We start from the raw sequence: 17328 nt of genomic DNA on the forward strand, positions 1-17328 counted from the left end.
CTGGAGCCACCGTGAACAACCCGGACCTCACCCTTGACGCCGAGTCCCCTACCCCCTTGGGCGCCCCGCCCGCGGATCCCCTGTATCTGCGCCGCTCCGGCACCTCACTGCTCATCGACTTCAGCACGGGCGAGCCGGCCATGCTGCACTTCGGCGCCGACCTCGGTCCTGACCTGCCGGACCTGTCCCTGCTGGTCGGCCCCGTGCCGGGCTCGGCCCTCGACGTCCCGGTCACGCTGGGGCTGATCCCGCAGGCGTCCTCGGGCTGGCGCGGGCGGCCCGGCCTCCGCGGCCACCGGAACGGCCAGGCTTTCTCGGCCCGGCTGCGCGTTGTGAGTGTTGAATGTCCGGGCGGGGGGCATCCCGGCGGGAACGCATGTTCTGCCGTGATCACCCAGGCCGACCCCGACGCGGGGGTCACCGTGCGCACGGAGATCCGGATCAACGACGGCGGCCTGCTCCAGCTCCGGCACCGGCTCGACAACGACGGCTCCGGCCCTTACAGCCTCGACGAGCTCGCGGCAGTGCTCCCGTTGGGCCGGGCAGCCACCGAGATCCTGGACCTGACCGGCCGCTGGTGCCGGGAGTCCCACCCCCAGCGCCTGCCGCTGCGCCAAGGCACGTGGGTCCGCTCGGGCCGGCACGGCCGGACCGGCCACGATGCCTCGCTCCTGCTCGCGGCCGGCACCCCCGGGTTCGGCAACCGGCACGGGCAGGTCTGGGCCGTGCATCTGGGTTGGAGCGGCAACCACGAGAGCTTTGTTGATGCCGCCGCGGACGGGCGGACCGTCATCGGCGCCTCGGAACTGCTCGGGCCCGGCGAGATCACCCTCGCGGCGAACGCCAGCTACGAGACCCCCTGGCTGTTCGCTGCGTATTCCGCCGCCGGGCTGGACGGGATTAGCGACGCGTTCTACGCCTGGTTCCGCGGGCGCCCGCACCACCCTGGCGCGCGGTCCGGCAAGACCCGCCCCGTGGTGCTCAACGTCTGGGAAGCGGTGTATTTCGACCACCGGCTGCCCGTACTCCTCGAGCTCGCCGAGGCGGCCGCACGGCTGGGCGTGGAACGCTACGTCCTCGACGACGGCTGGTTCCGCGGCCGCCGCAGCGACCAGGCGGGCCTCGGCGACTGGTACGTCGACGAGGGCCTGTGGCCCGGGGGCCTCACCCCGCTGATCGATGCGGTCACCGGCCACGGCATGGAATTCGGGCTCTGGGTCGAACCCGAAATGGTCAACGAAGACTCGGACCTGGCCCGCGCCCACCCGGACTGGATCGCCGGGCCGGCACCCCGGACGGCCGGGGGCAGCCCGTCCGCCGGGGACTCCGGCCCGGGCGGCCGGCTGGCTGGCCGGCTGCCCGTGCAGTGGCGGCACCAGCAGGTCCTGGACCTGGTCAACCCGGACGCCTGGCAGTACATCTACGACCGGCTCGACGCCCTGCTGCGCGAGAACAACATCGCCTACCTTAAATGGGACCAGAACCGGGATCTGGTCGAAATGGGCCATGCCGGCCGCCCGTCCGTGCACGCCCAGACGCAGGCCGTCTACCGGCTCCTCGACAAACTCCGTGAGGCCCATCCCGGCGTCGAGATTGAAAGCTGCTCCTCAGGGGGCGCCCGCGTGGACCTCGGCATCCTGGAACGCACCGACCGGGTCTGGGCCTCGGACTGCAACGACGCCCTGGAGCGGCAGACCATCCAGCGGTGGACCGGCCTGGTGGTGCCGCCGGAGCTCGTCGGATCGCACATCGGACCCACCACGAGCCACACCACCGCGCGGACGCATGACCTCTCCTTCCGGGCAATCACCGCGATGTTCGGCCATTTCGGCCTCGAATGGGATATCCGGCACCTCGCCGATTCCGAGCGCGACGAGCTTGCCCAGACGATCGCGCTGTACAAGAAGCACCGGGCCCTGCTGCACAGCGGGCGCATGGTGCGGGCCGACGAGCCAGATCCGTCCCTCCGGCTGCACGGCGTCGTGTCCCACGACGGCGGCGAGGCCCTTTACGCCGTCGTGTCCGTGGCAACGTCTTTCGCCGAAGTCCCCGGCCGGATCAGCCTCCCGGGGCTGCTGCCGGACGCCGGGTACCGGGTGGAGGCTGTGTATCCGGCGGCCGGCGATCGGCGGGCCTTCCTGCAGGCTGCGCCTCCGGCTTGGCTGGCGGGCGGCGCAGAGGCGACGGGCCGTTTCCTGGCGGAGTCCGGCCTCCCGATGCCAGTCCTGAACCCGGAGCACGGGCTGCTCCTGGCCGTCCGGCGCGTCACCGCTGCCGGCCCGGCTGCCGATCTGGCCGCCGGCAGCGGCCACGCCGTGAGGAACTCCTGACATGGGACAGATTACGAAACGCCCCTACAAGCTCTCCGACGGCCGGGACATCATCTACTTCGATGATGCCGATAGCATCCTGCCGCCGGAACGCGGGGACGATCTCCGTGAGCCGGCGGTCCGGCCGCCCACGGCCATCATGCGCCAGGATGTCCTGACCGGCGAGTGGATTTCCATCGCGGCCGCCCGGCAGAACCGGGTGGTCCTGCCGCCCTCGCACCTGGACCCGCTGGCCCCGGCGTCGCCGGACAATCCGTCGGAAATTCCGAGCCTCTACGACGTCGCCGTCTTCGAAAACAAGTCCCCGTCCTTCGGTCCCGAGCTGGCGGGCGCCGCCGCGCCGGAAGGCCTGGACGACCTCGCCCGGGTGGGGTTGGGGCGCAGCCGGCAGTCGGTGGGCCGGTGCGAAGTGGTGTGCTTCTCCCCCGAGCACACCGGTTCCCTCGCCGGGCTGTCCTTGTCCCGGATGCGCACTGTTGTGGAGGCGTGGGCGGACCGGACGGCTGCGCTGTCCGCGCTTCCCGGCGTCGAGCAGGTTTTTCCGTTCGAGAACCGCGGGGAGGCGATCGGCGTGACACTGCACCACCCGCACGGGCAGATCTACGCCTACCCCTACATCACGCCCCGCACGGCCCAGCTGGTCCGCACGATCGAGGCCTACGGCGGTTCCCTGTTTGAGGACATCCTTAGCTTCGAGCAGAAATCCGAGCGGGTACTGCTGCAGGGCGAGCACTGGACGGCGTTTGTCCCGTTTGCCGCGCGCTGGCCGCTGGAAGTGCACATGCTGCCGCACCGTCATATCCCTGACCTCGCCGCGACGACGGACGAGGAACGCGACGAATTTTCCCGGCTGTACAGCCGGCTCCTGCGCGGCGTCGATGCCCTCTACGACACCCCCACGCCGTACATTTCAGCCTGGCATCAGGCGCCCGTCCACGCCCACCGGGACGACATCCGGCTCATGCTGCAGCTGACCTCGCCCCGCCGGGAGGAAGACAAGCTCAAGTACCTGGCGGGTTCGGAGGCCGCCATGGGCGCGTTCATCGCGGACATCCCGCCGGAAACGGCCGCCGGCCGGCTCCGCGAGGCCATGGCGAAGGCCGGTCTCGACCCGTTCGGCACAAGACAGGCAGCGACAAGACAGGCAGCGACAGAACCGGCAGCTGCACAGCAGCCGCTAACAGAACAGGAAGCCGCCCGGCCATGAACGAGGTCCACTTGGGAAGCGAGTACTTCAGGAGCCAGTTCGGCGGCGCCCCGGACGGTCTGTGGTCGGCGCCGGGGCGGGTCAACCTGATCGGCGAGCACACGGACTACAACGACGGCTTCGCGTTTCCGATCGCGATCGACAAGCGCACCACGGTGGCGGCGCGCGCCCGGGCAGACCGCCTGCTGCGGGTCGCGAGCAGCGCCTTCCCCGGCGTGGTGGAAGTGAGCCTCGACGATCTGGACCCCGACACCCTCACCGGCTGGGCCGCATATCCCCTGGGCGTGGCCTGGGCGATCGCCCGGGCGGCGTCCGGCATGGATCTGGCGCTGACCTCGGATGTCCCGGCCGGCGCGGGACTGTCCTCCTCCGCCGCCGTCGAATGCGCGGTAGCCCTGGCCCTGAACGATCTCTGGGAGCTCGGGCTGGACCGGCAGGAGCTAGCCCGGATCGGCCAGCTGGCCGAGAACAGGGTGGTCGGCGCGCCTACGGGCATCATGGACCAGTCCGCGTCGCTTCTGGGCGAGCCGGATCACGGCATCCTGCTGGACTGCCAGAGCCTGGCGACCGAGAGCGTCGCCCTCGGCTTCGCCGGCGCAGGCGTGGGGCTCCTCGTGATCGACACCCGCACCAGCCATTCCCATGCCGACGGCGGCTACGCCAGCCGCCGCCGCTCGTGCGAGGCCGGCGCCCGCAGCATGGGCGTCGGCAGCCTGCGGGCTCTGGGCCCTGAGGACCTCCCCCGCGCCGCAGCGCTGCTGGACGGCCAGACCTACCGCCGGGTCCGTCACATCATCACGGAAAACCAGCGCGTGCTGGACACGGTCGCGGCGCTGCGGACCTCGGGCGCCAGCGCCATCGGGGCCTTTCTCAACGAATCGCATCTGTCCATGCGCGACGACTTCGAGATCTCCACCCCGGAACTCGACCTCGCCGTGTCCAGCGCCCAGGAATTGGGCGCCATTGGGGCGCGGATGACCGGTGGCGGCTTCGGCGGTGCCGCCCTTGCGCTGGTCCGGAACGACGACGCCGGCCGGGTGGCCGGGGGCATCGCCCGCAGCTTCGCCCGGGCCGGGTACACGGCGCCGCACATTTTCCCCGTCACCGCGTCCGAGGGCGCGCGCCGGGAAATGTAGCCGGGACCTCCCGCCGGGAGCGAGGGCGCCCGGACGGGCGGTTAGGCCCGCACGAGCCGGGCGGCGTCGGCCAGAAGTTCCACGGAGCGGAGCCGCGCTTCGGTGCCGGTGCTCTGATGCGCCACGATCAGCTCGTCGGCGTCGGCGTGCTTCGTGAACTCGTCGAGGTACGTGAGGACGGCATCCGGCGTGCCGACAGCGGAGTACTTCATCATCTGTGCCATGTGCTGGCCCTGCGGGGAGTCCAGGATCATGTCGGCCTCGTCGTCGCTGAACACGCGGCCGTTGCCGAAGAACAGCGAGACCCTGGCACGCTTGGTGGCTTGGAACATCGCCTGGGCGTCGGCGGCCGAGTCCGCGGCAACGACGTTGACGCCGGCGATCACGTGCGGGGCGTCGAGCTGCGCGGAGGGCCGGAATTCACGGCGGTAGACGGACACCGCGTCCTGCAGCGCGTTGGGCGCGAAGTGCGAGGCGAAGGCATACGGCAGGCCCAGCTGGGCGGCCAGCCTGGCCCCGAACAGGGAGGAACCCAGGATGTACAGCGGCACGTTGGTGCCCTTGCCGGGGGTGGCCTCCACGCCCTGGATGCGGGTAGGGCCAGTCAGGTAGCCCTGGAGCTCAAGGACGTCCTGCGGGAAGCTCTCTGCGGACATCGGATCTCGGCGCAGGGCACGCATGGTGTTCTGGTCGCTGCCCGGTGCGCGGCCCAGCCCGAGGTCGATCCTCCCCGGGTGCAGGGTTTCGAGCGTGCCGAACTGTTCCGCGATGGTCAGCGGCGAGTGGTTGGGCAGCATCACGCCGCCGGCGCCGAGCCGGATGCTGGACGTATGGGCCGCGACGTGGGCGATCAGCACGCTTGTGGCGGAGGAGGCGATCGAGGACATGTTGTGGTGCTCGGCGTACCAGATCCGCCGGTAGCCTCGCTCCTCGGCGAGGCGGGCCATGGCCACGCTTCCGGCAAAGCTCTCGGCCGCCGTCTGGCCCGGGCCGATCGTTGCGAGGTCAAGAATGGAAAGCGGAACAGTCACGGAAAAGGCCGGCCTTTCGTAGCGGTGCAGTGTTCGGGCCGGAGGTTGGGACTACGGCCGTGGCGGGCGCCGGGTTTCCGGCGCGGGCACACTTGGGTCAACGACGGCGGCGCCGGGGATATTTCTGCACCTTAATTTCTGCTCCTGAGGCTCAGCCGCAGGAGTAGTTATAGTCGAGGCCGCCGGAGATGTACTGCGTCATCGAGACGCGGCTGCGCGGCGTGAGGCCCGGGAGGGAGCAGTTCGTCTTGGCGCGGGCAGCGGTTCCCGCACCTGCGAGCCAGCTCGGCAGTCCTGCCAGCGGACTGGTCGACTTCACGGTTCCGGCGATCCTCCCCCACTGGTAAGCGGTGGAGTAGAGGCCTACGCGGGCGCCGATCCGCTTGAAATAGGCGGCCATGCCCTCCAGGACGGCAACGTTGGCGGCCTTGTCTGTCTGCCAGGTGTTTTCTGTTTCCACATCCAGCCACCAGAGGTAGGACTGCGGGTTGCTGACGCCGCGGCGCCTGGCGTCGTCGGAGGCCTTCGCCCAGCCGTAGATGTAAGAGCAGGCCTTGAACGTCCCCGAGGCGCAGTTTCCGTAGGGGTTGGTGACCTTCACGCCGTTGTAGGTGTTTGATGTGGGCCACCAGGATCCCTGCCGGCCCGGATTGGCCGTGTTGACGTACAGCGCCACCCTCGGCTGTGCCGTCGCTGCCGGGGATTTGGCCGTTTTCGCCCAGGCCAACTGGCTCGCCAGGCACGGGTTGGTGTTGTTGGCCAGGCCGTTGTTGACGCCCACGATCGCGAAGGCGGGCTGCTTTGGCAGGGTCTTGCCGCACTGTGGCCAGGACACATCGATACCCGGCCCCGAGGAGGTCGTGGCCGCAGTGGCCGGGCTTCCGCCCAGGAGGACAAGGCCGAGGGTCACGACAAAGGCCAGTACGATGCGCGGGAGCGAGTTGGGCATGCCACAGTCTAAGGGAAGAAAAGCAAATCGGTGGTGTAATTCGGCAGCGGTGCCATTATTGTCGTCGACGCACCCGCCGCGCACCTCGGGCCGGCACCTCCGGCCGGCATCCGACGAGCACCCCGCATAGCCCGCCCGGCCCCTCCCGACGCGGAGGCATGGAATAGTCAGCAGGCTGAGGAGGTTCCCTTCCTTATGAGCCGTGACTACTCACCGCATCGGGTCACCGCAGCGGGCTCGCCTTCCCGGCGTCGTGCCTGACGACTCCGCCTAGGCCGTATTTCAGGGAGCCGGCTCAACCCCTCCGCCACCCGCCGGCCCTGCCGGCAGAACAGGAACAACACCATGGCTAACATCCTGATGGTCGTCTCGGCCGCAAATTCGCTCACCATGCGCGACGGCAGCGAACACCCGACCGGCTACTGGGCCGAGGAACTCGTTGTCTCCCACCGGACCCTCCTCGACGCCGGTCACACTGTGCACGTCGCCACCCCCGGTGGCCGGAAGCCCACCGTGGACGAGGTCAGCCTCGCGGCCGAGTCCGCCGGCGGCCAGGACCGGGCGGACAGCTTCCGGAAGTATCTTGACTCCATCGACGCCGAGCTGTCCGCCCCGCTGGTGCTGGCCGACGTCGACGTCGCCGGTTACGATGCCGTCGTCATGCCGGGCGGCCACGGGCCCATGGCCGACCTCTACCGGGACGCCGACCTCGGCAGGGTCCTCACGGGCGCCAACGCGGCCGCCAAGGTCATCGCGCCGTTCTGCCACGGCCCCGCCGGGCTGCTCAGCGCCATTGGCGACGACGGCGCGTTCACCTTCGCGGGGCGCCGCCTCACCGTCTTCACCAACGAGGAGGAGCTGGGCGGCGGTACCGGACCCAACACGCCGTGGTTCGTGGAGGACGTCCTGAAGGAGAAGGGCGCGATCGTGGAGAACGGTGCGGCCTGGACGTCGCATGTTGTGCGGGACGGAAACCTCATCACCGGACAGAACCCGCAGTCCAGCGAGGACGTGGCCAAGGAAGTCCTCAAGGCCCTCGCCGAATAGGCCCGACTGGGCCGGGTCCGGGAACCCCGGACCCGGCTAAGCTAACCGCATGGCCATCAAATCCACTGCAGACAAAGTCGCCACGATCGTCCAGGGCTACACCCTGGATGGCCCGACGATCGAGCTCGGGGCGGCAATCGTCGACGGCGAACTCCACAAGGATGCCCCCGTCCGGCTGCCGCTCGCCATGATGAACCGGCATGGCCTCGTGGCCGGAGCGACCGGCACCGGCAAGACCGTCACGCTGCACATGATGGCCGAGCAGCTCTCCACCGCGGGAGTGCCGGTGTTCCTGGCCGACATCAAGGGCGATCTCTCCGGCCTGGCCACCGCCGCCACGGGCAGCGAGAAACTCCTGGCCCGCACGCAGAGCATCGGCCAGGCGTGGTCCGGCAAGACCTTCCCGGTGGAATTCCTGGCCCTCGGCGGCGACGGCCGGGGCATCCCGGTCCGCGCCACCATCACCTCCTTCGGCCCCATCCTGCTCTCCCGCATCATGGACCTGAACGAGACGCAGGAATCCAGCCTGCAGCTGGTCTTCCATTTCGCGGACAAGAACAACCTGGAGCTCATCGACCTCAAGGACCTCCGGACCGTCATCGCGTTCCTGACCTCCGCCGAGGGCAAGGATGAGCTTGAGGAACTCGGCGGCCTGTCCAAGGCAACCGCCGGCGTGATCCTGCGCGAGCTGATCACGCTCGAGGCGCAGGGCATGGAGAAGTTCTTCGGCGAACCGGAGTTCGATACCGCGGAACTGCTGCGCACCGCCCCGGACGGCCGCGGCGTGGTGAGCTGCCTGGAGCTGCCCACCCTGCAGACCAAGCCCATGTTGTTCTCGACGTTCCTCATGTGGCTGCTCGCCGACCTCTTCGAGGACCTGCCCGAGGCCGGAGACCTCGACAAGCCCAAGCTCGTGTTCTTCCTGGATGAGGCCCACCTGCTGTTCAACGGCGCCTCGAAGGCCTTCCTCGACGCCATCACCACTACCGTCCGGCTCATCCGGTCCAAGGGCGTCGGCATCTTCTTCGTCACGCAGACCCCCAAGGACGTCCCTGCGGACGTGCTCGGGCAGCTGGCAAACCGGGTTCAGCACGCCCTCCGCGCCTACACCCCGGAGGACGCCAAGGCCCTCAAGGCCACCGTCTCCACGTTCCCCACGAGCGACTACGACCTCGAGGAGACCCTGACCACCGCCGGCATCGGCGAGGCCGTCATCACGGTCTTGAACGAGAGGGGCGCACCGACCCCCGTGGCGCTGACCCGGCTCCGCGCACCGGAATCCGTGATGGGCCCCAGCACCGATTCCCTGATCGCCAGCACCGTGGCCGGCTCCGCCCTCCTGCCCAAGTACGGCACCGCCGTCGACAACATCTCCGCGTACGAGAAGATCACCGCCGAAGGCGGTGACCACAGAGGCGGTGACCACAGAGGCGCCGCCCCCACCGGCCCGGCCGCCGGGGCCGCGCACCCGGGCGGCGCAGTTCAGGGCGGCGGAGTTCAGGGCGGCGCCTTGGATCCCAACGCCATCGACGCCGAGGCCCGGCGGATCGAGGAAGAAATCCTGGGCCGTCCCAGCAGCCGGCCCGCGGCGGCGCCGGGGACCCCGCCCGGCTACGGCGACGCGCCCGAGCGCCAGACGCCACGCCAGGCCCCGCGGCAGGCCCCGCCGACAGGTGGCGGCATCGGTGGTGACCTTGCCGGGGCCTGGGGCGGGGCTTTGGGCGGCGGCCTCAAGAGCATGGCCCGCTCGCTGGGAACCCAGCTTGGCAAGGAGCTGCTGCGCGGGGTCTTCGGCACGTCCTCGAAGCGCCGCCGCCGCTAGGGCCGGCTCCGGCGGCAGCGAACCGGCGCCCCTGCCCCTGCCCCTGCCAAGGAGCCCGTGGCTGGCGGCGGCGATGGTCCGCGTCACAGATGCGGACCATGAGACGGGGTTTCCTGCGGGGTGCAGGTAACGTAAGAATCGTGCACATGAGTCAGGCGTTGGTCAAAATTGCAGCAGGGTGGCTGCTGGGACTGATGCTTGCCGTGGCCGCAGCCATCGTGTCGATCAACCTGGTGAACAGCTCTATCGCCGGCCCGCAGCAGCCTGTCCGCGAGTATCTCAGCGCCCTGCAAAAGGGCGATGGCGAAAAGGCGCTGGGCCTGCTGCGCGCTTCCGTGCCGCAGAGCAACCCGGCCATGCTCGACGGAACCGCCCTGCAAACCGCGGCCGCACGCATCTCCGACGTTAAGCTCGGCAATGCAGAAGAGCGCGGCGCGAACCAGGTCATGGTGCCCATGGAGTACACCATCGACGGCAACCGGCTGCGGACCGAGTTCCTACTGGAGAGCTCCGGCACCGAGTGGCTGTTCTTCCACAAGTGGTCGTTCGTCCCCACCGCCCTTCCCGTCCTGGACGTCACCGTGGTCAACTCCAGCGAGGCCACGCTCAACGGCGTACCGGTGATCATGCCCAACGGCCGCAACTCCTTCGCCGTCTTTTACCCCGGCGAGTACGAGGCCGGCCTCAACGGCCAGTACTTCTCCGCCCCGCCCACCCGAGCCACTGTGTCCGGCGGGGACGCGCGCCCGGCTTCGCTTAACCTGCTGACTGAGGCCACAGATGGACTGAGGGCGGCCGTAAGCGGCAAGGTCAAGGAGTTCCTGGATTCCTGCGCCGACGAGGCCGACAAGCAGCAGAAGCTGCAGCCTGATTGCCCGTTCTACCACGCCACCAACAACCGCGTGATTGACGGGACCATCGACTGGAGCATCACGGACTACCCCACCGTCAGCATCGAGCCGTTCGACGGCCGCTGGGTGGTGGCACCCCTGGACGGCAAGGCCCGGATCAAGGCTCGTCAGGTGGATCTGTTCACGGGCGCCGTGACCGACATCAATGCTGTCCACGACTTCAGCTTCACGACCCGTCTGGATATCGACGGCGACACCGTCAAGCTCACGCCGCAGATCAACTACTAGAACCCGGACTTGCGTGGCTGCCGGGCGGTGCCGTCACGCAGGGCAGACTTTGAGCCACTCGAGAGCCCGGTTCCCCCGGGAATCCGCGGATTTCCGTTCCCCGGGTGCCCGAAACCCTGCCGGCCGTGACGCCTACCCGGGCGAATTCACCCCGGCAAGGACGGCCTGGACCTCGGCCACCATTGCCGCGGGATCGTGAACCACGTCGGCATAGTAGTAGCGGAGGACTGCGTAGCCCTGGACCACGGAGCGGTTATTGCGGCGTTGGTCCTTCTTCACTTGGGCCCAGTCGCCGTGGTGACGTCCGTCGAGCTCCACGATGAGTTTGCCCTCCAGCAACAAATCCACATATCCGACGCCGTCAATGTGCACCTGCGTCTCCACCCTGATTCCGGCTTGCCGAAAAAAGGTTCGGGCCAGGGTCTCGAGCAGGGATTCCGCGCCGCGGTCCACCCATTCCAGGACCTCCCGGGCCCGGCCGTTACGTGCCCCGGGCAGTCGCCGTCGTAAGAAATCCACGGTCATATCGCCCCTGCCGACCGCGCACTCCACCATGACCAGGGACTCCCGGAACGGCAGGCACCGCAGCGCATGGATGAGGACATCGCCCAAGGCTGCGACCGGCCGGTGCGGATGCGGTGCAAACAGCAGTCCGCCGTGCCCGGATTCCGCGCCAGCGGCCTCCCCGCGCCGGTGGTACACATGCCGTAGGCCGGTCTGCTCCAAGGACCAAAGCCCGTAGAAAGGTGCAGCGCTCACACACGTCAGGAGTTGCCTGTGCTGCAGCAGAGCTACGTAATCGGGCGCCGCCGTCGGAAGCCTGTACAGGCCGCGGCACGGCTGCTGGACCGCCCCGGAACGCACGGCACGGCGGAGTGCGGCGTCGTCGACTCCCAAGCGGGCGAGGGACGGCCGCCGGGCGGCTCCCCCGCAAATGTCCAAAGCCTTCACCACGTCCATAGCCTTACGTTCCCGCGCAACCGTGGACCTCGGTACCCGCGGGGCACACTATGTGGACAGCGTCATGTCACGCCGCGCAGGTTCCTGGGGCGGCCCTGATGTCGAATCCACGGAATCTCTGGGCTGCCGGACTGGAATTAAGCCAAAAGGCTGCTGTCCGTGACAGCGCGTCACGGACAGCAGCCTTTGATCAGCCTTGGCGCAGAGGCCGGGCGGAGCCTCAGTCCATGCCGCGCAGGTCCAGGATCAGCTCGGTGTCGCCGTCGGCCTGCAGGAGCACGGGAATGCCCCAGTCCTGCTGGTACAGGTGGCAGGCCGCGTGGTCCGGGATCTCGCCGTCGGCGTCTTCGGGGCCGTCACAGGCCGCCGCGCGGGCGGTGATGTGCAGGACGCCTTCGGGAACGTCGGAGGACAGCTCCAGGGTGCGCAGAAGGCCCACGGAGGTTCCGCCGCCGGACACCAGCAGTTCGGGCGGGGTGGACGAGATCTTCAGCTGGGTGGGATCTCCCCAGCGGTCGTCCAGCTTCTGCCCGGTGGGTGCGGTGAAGCGGACGGCCAGTTCCAGCGGTCCGGGCGCGACGGGGCTCTTGGGCCGGTGGGTCTGCACCGCGCCCTCGTCCACCTGCTGCGCTTCCTTCGGGATGGGGACGTAGACCAGCTGGTGCTTGTTGGCTTCGACCACCACCAGCAACGGCTCGGCTCCGGCGACGTGGGTGTGGTCCACAATCACGTCGGAGGGCTCGGACAGTCCGCGCGCCAGCGTGGAGACCGTACCCGTTGCGGGGTCATACCGGCGGACAGCGCCGTTGTAAGTGTCGGCGATTGCCACCGAGCCGTCGGGAAGCACCGTCACACCGAGCGGGTGCTGCAGCCGGGCGTCGGCGGCGGGACCGTCGCGGAAGCCGAAGTCGAACAGGCCCTTGCCCACGGCCGATTCGACGGTGATGCTGCCGCCGTCGTCGATCACCAGTTTGCGCAGGGCGGAGGTTTCGGAGTCGGCCACCCAGATGTTGCCGTCGGCGTCCTCGGCGAGGCCGGAGGACTGGGCGAACCAGGCTTCGGCGGCCGGACCGTCGAGGAGCCCTTCGAGGCCGTTGCCGGCGATGATCTTGACGGCGCCGGAGCCCGGCTCATAGCTGAAGATCTGGTGCACGCCGGCCATCGCCACTACCACGGCGTTGAGTTTGGTGGACCAGACGAGGTCCCACGGCGAGCTCAGGGACACCGCGAGCGGGTCCGGTTCGAGCCGGGCACCGTAGGCCGCGCCTTCCTCGTCCACGCGGGCCGGGCCCGTCTCCAGCAGGCGCTGCACGCCGTTGCCGGCCAGTGTCCGGACGGTTCCGTCCGCGAGGGACAGCCCGCGGAGCCGGTGGTTCACGGAGTCGGCAATCACGACGTCGTAGCCGGCCTCGGCGGCGACGTCCTCGGGCAGCAGCACCAAACCCTGCGGTTCGTTGAACCGGGCTTTGGCGGCGTTGCCGTCGGCGTGGCCTTTTTCACCGGAGCCGTAGGTGCCCAGCACCGTCTGGAAGTCGGTGGAAAGTTCCACGAGCCGGTGATGGCCGGTATCGGTGACCAGCCACGAGCCGTTATCGGCGGTTCCGATGCCGCGGCCGTCGGGCAGGAACAGGGCCTTGCCCGGGAAGCGCAGCGTGCCCGACGTCGGTTCCGGCGCCACGTAGGGACCGTCGCCCCGGTGCAGGGTGCCCTTGGCCTCGTGTTCGGCGATCAGTTCGGGGATGAGCACGGCGAGGCCGTCGGCGTGGCCTTCGCCGGAGAGATGCGCCACGATGTAGCCCTCGGGATCGATGACCACCAGGGTCGGCCACGCCCGGGCCGTGTAGGCCTTCCAGGTGTCCAGTTCCGGGTCGTCGAGGACCGGGTGGCGGATCTCGTAGCGCTCGACGGCTGCCGCCAGCGCCACGGGATCGGCCTCGTGCTCGAACTTGGGCGAATGCACGCCCACCGTCACCAGGACGTCGGAGTACTGCTGCTCGAGCGGGCGGAGTTCGTCCAGGACGTGCAGGCAGTTGATGCAGCAGAACGTCCAGAAGTCCAGCAGGACGATCTTGCCGCGCAGGGATTCGAGGTCCAGGGACTTGCCGCCGGTGTTCAGCCAGTTGCGGCCCACCAGCTCGGAGGCCCGGACCCGGAGGTGGGTGCGTACGGTTTCGGTCATCAGCGTCCTTCCAGCTTTGAATTGCGTTCGGCAAGCCTGGCATCGCGCTCGGCCAGCTTGGCAAACATATCGTTGTAAGCAGTGAGATCGGCGTCGTTATTCCTGTCCGCCGCCCGGTCGGTGCGTTTGGACTCGCGGTCGTCGGAGCGGGACCACATGATGGCGACGCCGATCGCCACCAGCAGGGTGGGCACCTCGCCGATGCCCCACGCCACGGCCCCGCCCATCTGCTGGTCCAGCAGCGCGGAGCCGCCCCAGGTCCGGCCGAGGTTGCCGAAGTAGTCTGCGGCCAGCAGGCCGGTGCCGCCCATTATTGCGACGCCGAAGAACGCGTGGAAGCCCATGGTGGCCAGCAGGAGCAGCAACCGCATGGGGTAGGGTGCTCGGCGCGGCAGCGGGTCGGTGCCGATCATGGTGAGCACAAAGATGTAGCCGGTAAGGGCGAAGTGCAGGTTCATGAGTTCGTGGCCCACGTGGTCCCGCATCGCGTAGCCGAACGCGTCCGAGTAGTAGAAGAGCACGATCGAACCGGCGAAGTTGGCGGCGGCGAACAGCGGGTGGGTCACCAGTTGCGAGAACTTGGAGTGGATGATGATCAGCAGCCATTCACGCGGGCCGCGGGAGCTGTCGCGCCGCGGCGTGAGCGCACGGAGCGCAAGCGTCATGGGGGCACCGAGGACCAGGAAGATCGGGGCCACCATGGTCAGGGCCATGTGGTCCACCATGTGCGCCGAGAACAGTACCCTGCCGTAGACCGACGGCGGCCCGGAGGTCACGTAGGTCAGGACCACTAGTCCGATCACCCAGTTGACCGTCCGGAACCAGGGCCACGCATCGCCCCGTCGCAGGACCTTCCGCACACCGAGGAGGTAGGAAACGAAGGCAAAGACCACGACGGCGATCCAGAGCCAGTCGAGCCGCCATTCCGTGAGCCATCGCTCCGGCGTGAGTTCCGGCGGCAGCTCGTAGCCGGAGAGGATGAACGCAGGCGACGCGTCGGGGGCGAAGGTGGTGGGCTGCGGCGGAGCGGAGCGGCCCAGGGCCACGGCGATCCCGGACGTTGCGCCCATGATGATGAGCTCCACGATCACGAGCTGCCACAGCACGCGGCGGGCTGGACGGCCCATGGCGCGGTCGCCCAACTGCGGGATGACCCAGCGCCGGTGCATGAGGCCGATTCCGCCCAGCACGAGGACCGCTGCCGTCTTGGCGAGGATCAGTTGCCCGTAGGCCGAGCCGAAGAGGTCGCCCCACGTGGTGAGCCGGATGCTGGCGTTGATCACGCCGGAGGCAAAGACCAGGGCGAAGGCAAAGCCTGCAAGGGATGAAAACCGGCGCAGAGTCGGCTCGGTGATGTCCGAGGTTCCCGCGCCCGCAGTGCGGCCGCCGGCACCTGCGCCGCCCAGCACGCCGGAGAGGAGCGCGAGCATGATGATGCCGCCCACCCAGGCCGAGACGCCCACCAGATGCAGACCGAGCGAGTTGATGGCGCCCTCGTGGTCATTGGAGCTTGACGAGTGTCCGATCAGGGCGGCGGGGACCAGCCCGATCAGCGACAAGACCAGCGTTAGCGCCAGGCCGCCGCGAGAGCGCACACCGAAGAGGGCGGTAGTGGCGACGGCGGCGATGATCACCACAGCCAGCCAGGCCCGTCCCGTTTCGATGTCCGTCATGAAGTACACGAGGGAGCGGGTGAATTCCGGGTCCCCGGAAATGCCCTGCCCCGCAATGTCCGCGTAGCCAAGGACCAGGACGGAGATGGCTGAGAGCGTCCAGACGGCGCCCGCCGCCGCGGCGACAGCCAGTGCGCGGGTGAAGGCGGGATGTTCCGGAGCGTCCCGGTCCTTGGACCGGGAGCCGTTCCTGTTCCGCGGGAGGATGGCGACGGCGAAGATGAGGCCGCCGATCACGGTGGCCACAGCGATGTTATGGATTGCCTTGCTCACCGGCAACCCCCAGCGCACTAGTGCGCCGGGATCCGAGACTTCGCGGGCGGCGGCCGCACCGGAGAAGATCAGTGCCGCGGCCAAGCCCAGGAACAACGCAGCCAGGCCGGCGATCAGCCATGGCCGGGCAACCCCGCCGGGACCCTGGCCAGGGCCGCGTGCGTCCCCGGAAGGAACGGGCGTTGCGGTGGTGGGCGTGGGATTTACTGCGGAAGGCACACCTCCATTGTCCGCTACGCCGCCCGGCTCAGCGAATCGGCCTCAGCGAGAACCGGCCGAGCAATACGGCCTCATGCACCCGCGCGAGGGCCGTGCCGGGTGCCGTGCCCGGCGGCTGTGCCCGGCGGCTCGGTCTGGAACCCAATAAATGTAACGGGCTTCGCCTGGGCGCTCGGCTGGCAGCCACCTGCCCGCCACTTGCGCGTTCTCAACGGGATGGCCGCGACACGCAAAAGGAGCGGCAACCCGAGGGTTGCCGCTCCTTTCAGGCACGAGAAGAAGACTACTTCTTCTTGGCGACTGCAGCCTTCAGCTTGGAGCCGGCGGTCAGCTTAACGCTGTGGCCAGCGGCGATCTGAATGGTTTCGCCGGTCTGCGGGTTGCGGCCGGTGCGGGCTGCACGGTCGGTGCGCTCGACAGCAAGCCAACCCGGGATGGTGATCTTTTCGCCCGCGGCGACAGAGGTCTCGAAGACCTCGAACAGTGCGTCGAGCACGGAGTTGACTGCTGCCTGGCTGGTGCCGGCCTTGCCTGCTACCTCTGCAACAAGTTCACTACGGTTCTTAGCCATTTATGTCCTCCTGGACGGTCATGATTTCTGGAGCCTGCACACGGCATGCGTACAAACCACTGTTCGAAAACTTACCAGCTTGGCGCCGCAGAGGTGGCAAATTCCGCGTGTTTTCGGCGTTTTTTGGGGAAAATCACTGGAATCAGCGCCGATCAACGTCAAATTGCGCCGAGAGCGGACGAGCCCCCGACGATGCCGTTTCCACCGCTGGCCGGCGCCGTCACTCACGCCGGCGCTTCGCCCGGAATCTGCTGGGAGTTTCCTGAGGTGCGGGGGTGGGTTCGACGCTCCAGGGCTCGCCGGGTGTTCGGCGCCGGCGCTCCCCGGGGGCGCGTGCGGGGGCGCGTCGTTGTCCCCAACTGACTGGCAGCAGGGGCCGTTATGGGGGCTCATAACGGCCCCTGCTGCCAGTCAGTTGGGTGCGAGCTGGTGGGGTGTGGGGTTGGTGGGGGCCTGGCGGTGGAAGTCCTGGTCCGGATGCATGCCAGGGCCTTCCCGCGGCCGGGTTCGGCCGTGCGGGGGCCGGGGGCATGACGGGTTGGGGGTTCAAGAACGGGGTTTTAAATGCGGGAGGACCCCCAACGTGGTTGGGGGTCCTCGACCTTAATGATGTTCCGGCGGTGACCTACTCTCCCACACCCTCCCGGGTGCAGTACCATCGGCGCTGTGGGTCTTAGCTTCCGGGTTCGGAATGGGACCGGGCGTTTCCCCCACGCTATGACCGCCGTAACCCTTGCTCCGCCGCTTCCACCCTGGGGGTGTGGCGGGGAAATCTTGTGGTTACAACACGCT

The 17328-nt window shown here is 68.7% G+C and carries 12 protein-coding genes and 1 rRNA gene; 6 read left to right on the forward strand and 7 right to left on the reverse strand.

All coding sequences use genetic code 11. The features are described from left to right. Positions 1-56: 56 nt before the first annotated feature. Genes LDO15_RS21025 through galK form a run of 3 tightly spaced genes read left to right on the forward strand, consistent with a single transcriptional unit; the run spans position 57 to position 4673 of the window. Positions 57-2330, forward strand: a complete 2274-nt coding sequence (locus LDO15_RS21025; RefSeq protein ID WP_223987601.1) for an alpha-galactosidase — start codon at positions 57-59, stop codon at positions 2328-2330. Position 2331: 1 nt separating this feature from the next. Beyond that, positions 2332-3537, forward strand: coding sequence for a galactose-1-phosphate uridylyltransferase (galT, locus tag LDO15_RS21030; protein WP_223982081.1), 1206 nt, complete (start codon positions 2332-2334; stop codon positions 3535-3537). Further along, positions 3534-4673 carry a galactokinase gene (gene galK / locus LDO15_RS21035; RefSeq protein WP_223982083.1) on the forward strand — a complete coding sequence of 380 codons (1140 nt, stop codon included), beginning with the start codon at positions 3534-3536 and terminating at the stop codon, positions 4671-4673. Before galT ends, galK begins: the two co-directional genes overlap by 4 nt. A 41-nt stretch (positions 4674-4714) precedes the next feature. Here the strand turns inward: galK and LDO15_RS21040 are convergent, their stop codons facing one another. Then, positions 4715-5704: an LLM class flavin-dependent oxidoreductase gene (locus LDO15_RS21040; protein WP_223982086.1), complete on the reverse strand. Its 990-nt coding sequence runs from the start codon at positions 5702-5704 to the stop codon at positions 4715-4717. A gap of 151 nt (positions 5705-5855) precedes the next feature. Next, the gene (locus LDO15_RS21045; protein WP_223982089.1) at positions 5856-6653 is read right to left on the reverse strand and encodes a hypothetical protein; all 798 of its coding nucleotides are present in this window, start codon (positions 6651-6653) and stop codon (positions 5856-5858) included. Between the two features lie 345 nt (positions 6654-6998). On the opposite strand from LDO15_RS21045, the gene LDO15_RS21050 reads away from it, so the two are divergent. The 3 genes from LDO15_RS21050 (at position 6999) to LDO15_RS21060 (ending at position 10661) form a co-directional block, all read left to right on the forward strand. After that, positions 6999-7700 (forward strand): type 1 glutamine amidotransferase domain-containing protein, encoded by a 702-nt coding sequence (locus LDO15_RS21050; protein WP_223982092.1) that lies wholly within the window; start codon positions 6999-7001, stop codon positions 7698-7700. A gap of 49 nt (positions 7701-7749) precedes the next feature. Next, positions 7750-9522 carry a helicase HerA-like domain-containing protein gene (locus tag LDO15_RS21055; protein WP_223982095.1) on the forward strand — a complete coding sequence of 591 codons (1773 nt, stop codon included), beginning with the start codon at positions 7750-7752 and terminating at the stop codon, positions 9520-9522. Positions 9523-9668: 146 nt separating this feature from the next. Continuing rightward, positions 9669-10661, forward strand: a complete 993-nt coding sequence (locus LDO15_RS21060; RefSeq protein ID WP_223982098.1) for a hypothetical protein — start codon at positions 9669-9671, stop codon at positions 10659-10661. 132 nt (positions 10662-10793) lie between these two features. Here the strand turns inward: LDO15_RS21060 and LDO15_RS21065 are convergent, their stop codons facing one another. The 5 genes from LDO15_RS21065 to rrf all read right to left on the reverse strand — a co-directional run bounded on the left by LDO15_RS21065 (position 10794) and on the right by rrf (position 17265). Beyond that, on the reverse strand, positions 10794-11621 hold the full coding sequence (locus LDO15_RS21065) for a DUF559 domain-containing protein (protein WP_223982100.1): 828 nt from the start codon (positions 11619-11621) through the stop codon (positions 10794-10796). Positions 11622-11841: 220 nt separating this feature from the next. Next, positions 11842-13800: an NHL domain-containing thioredoxin family protein gene (locus tag LDO15_RS21070; RefSeq protein WP_223982101.1), complete on the reverse strand. Its 1959-nt coding sequence runs from the start codon at positions 13798-13800 to the stop codon at positions 11842-11844. Beyond that, on the reverse strand, positions 13800-15830 hold the full coding sequence (locus LDO15_RS21075) for a cytochrome c oxidase assembly protein (protein WP_223987604.1): 2031 nt from the start codon (positions 15828-15830) through the stop codon (positions 13800-13802). The genes LDO15_RS21070 and LDO15_RS21075 overlap by 1 nt, the downstream gene beginning before the upstream one ends. A gap of 418 nt (positions 15831-16248) precedes the next feature. After that, on the reverse strand, positions 16249-16536 hold the full coding sequence (locus tag LDO15_RS21080) for an HU family DNA-binding protein (RefSeq protein ID WP_011776355.1): 288 nt from the start codon (positions 16534-16536) through the stop codon (positions 16249-16251). 612 nt (positions 16537-17148) lie between these two features. Continuing rightward, positions 17149-17265 (reverse strand): 5S ribosomal RNA (gene rrf, locus LDO15_RS21085). Positions 17266-17328 lie beyond the last annotated feature (63 nt).

The organism is Arthrobacter sp. NicSoilB8 (assembly GCF_019977355.1).
In the GTDB taxonomy this organism is placed as follows: domain Bacteria; phylum Actinomycetota; class Actinomycetes; order Actinomycetales; family Micrococcaceae; genus Arthrobacter.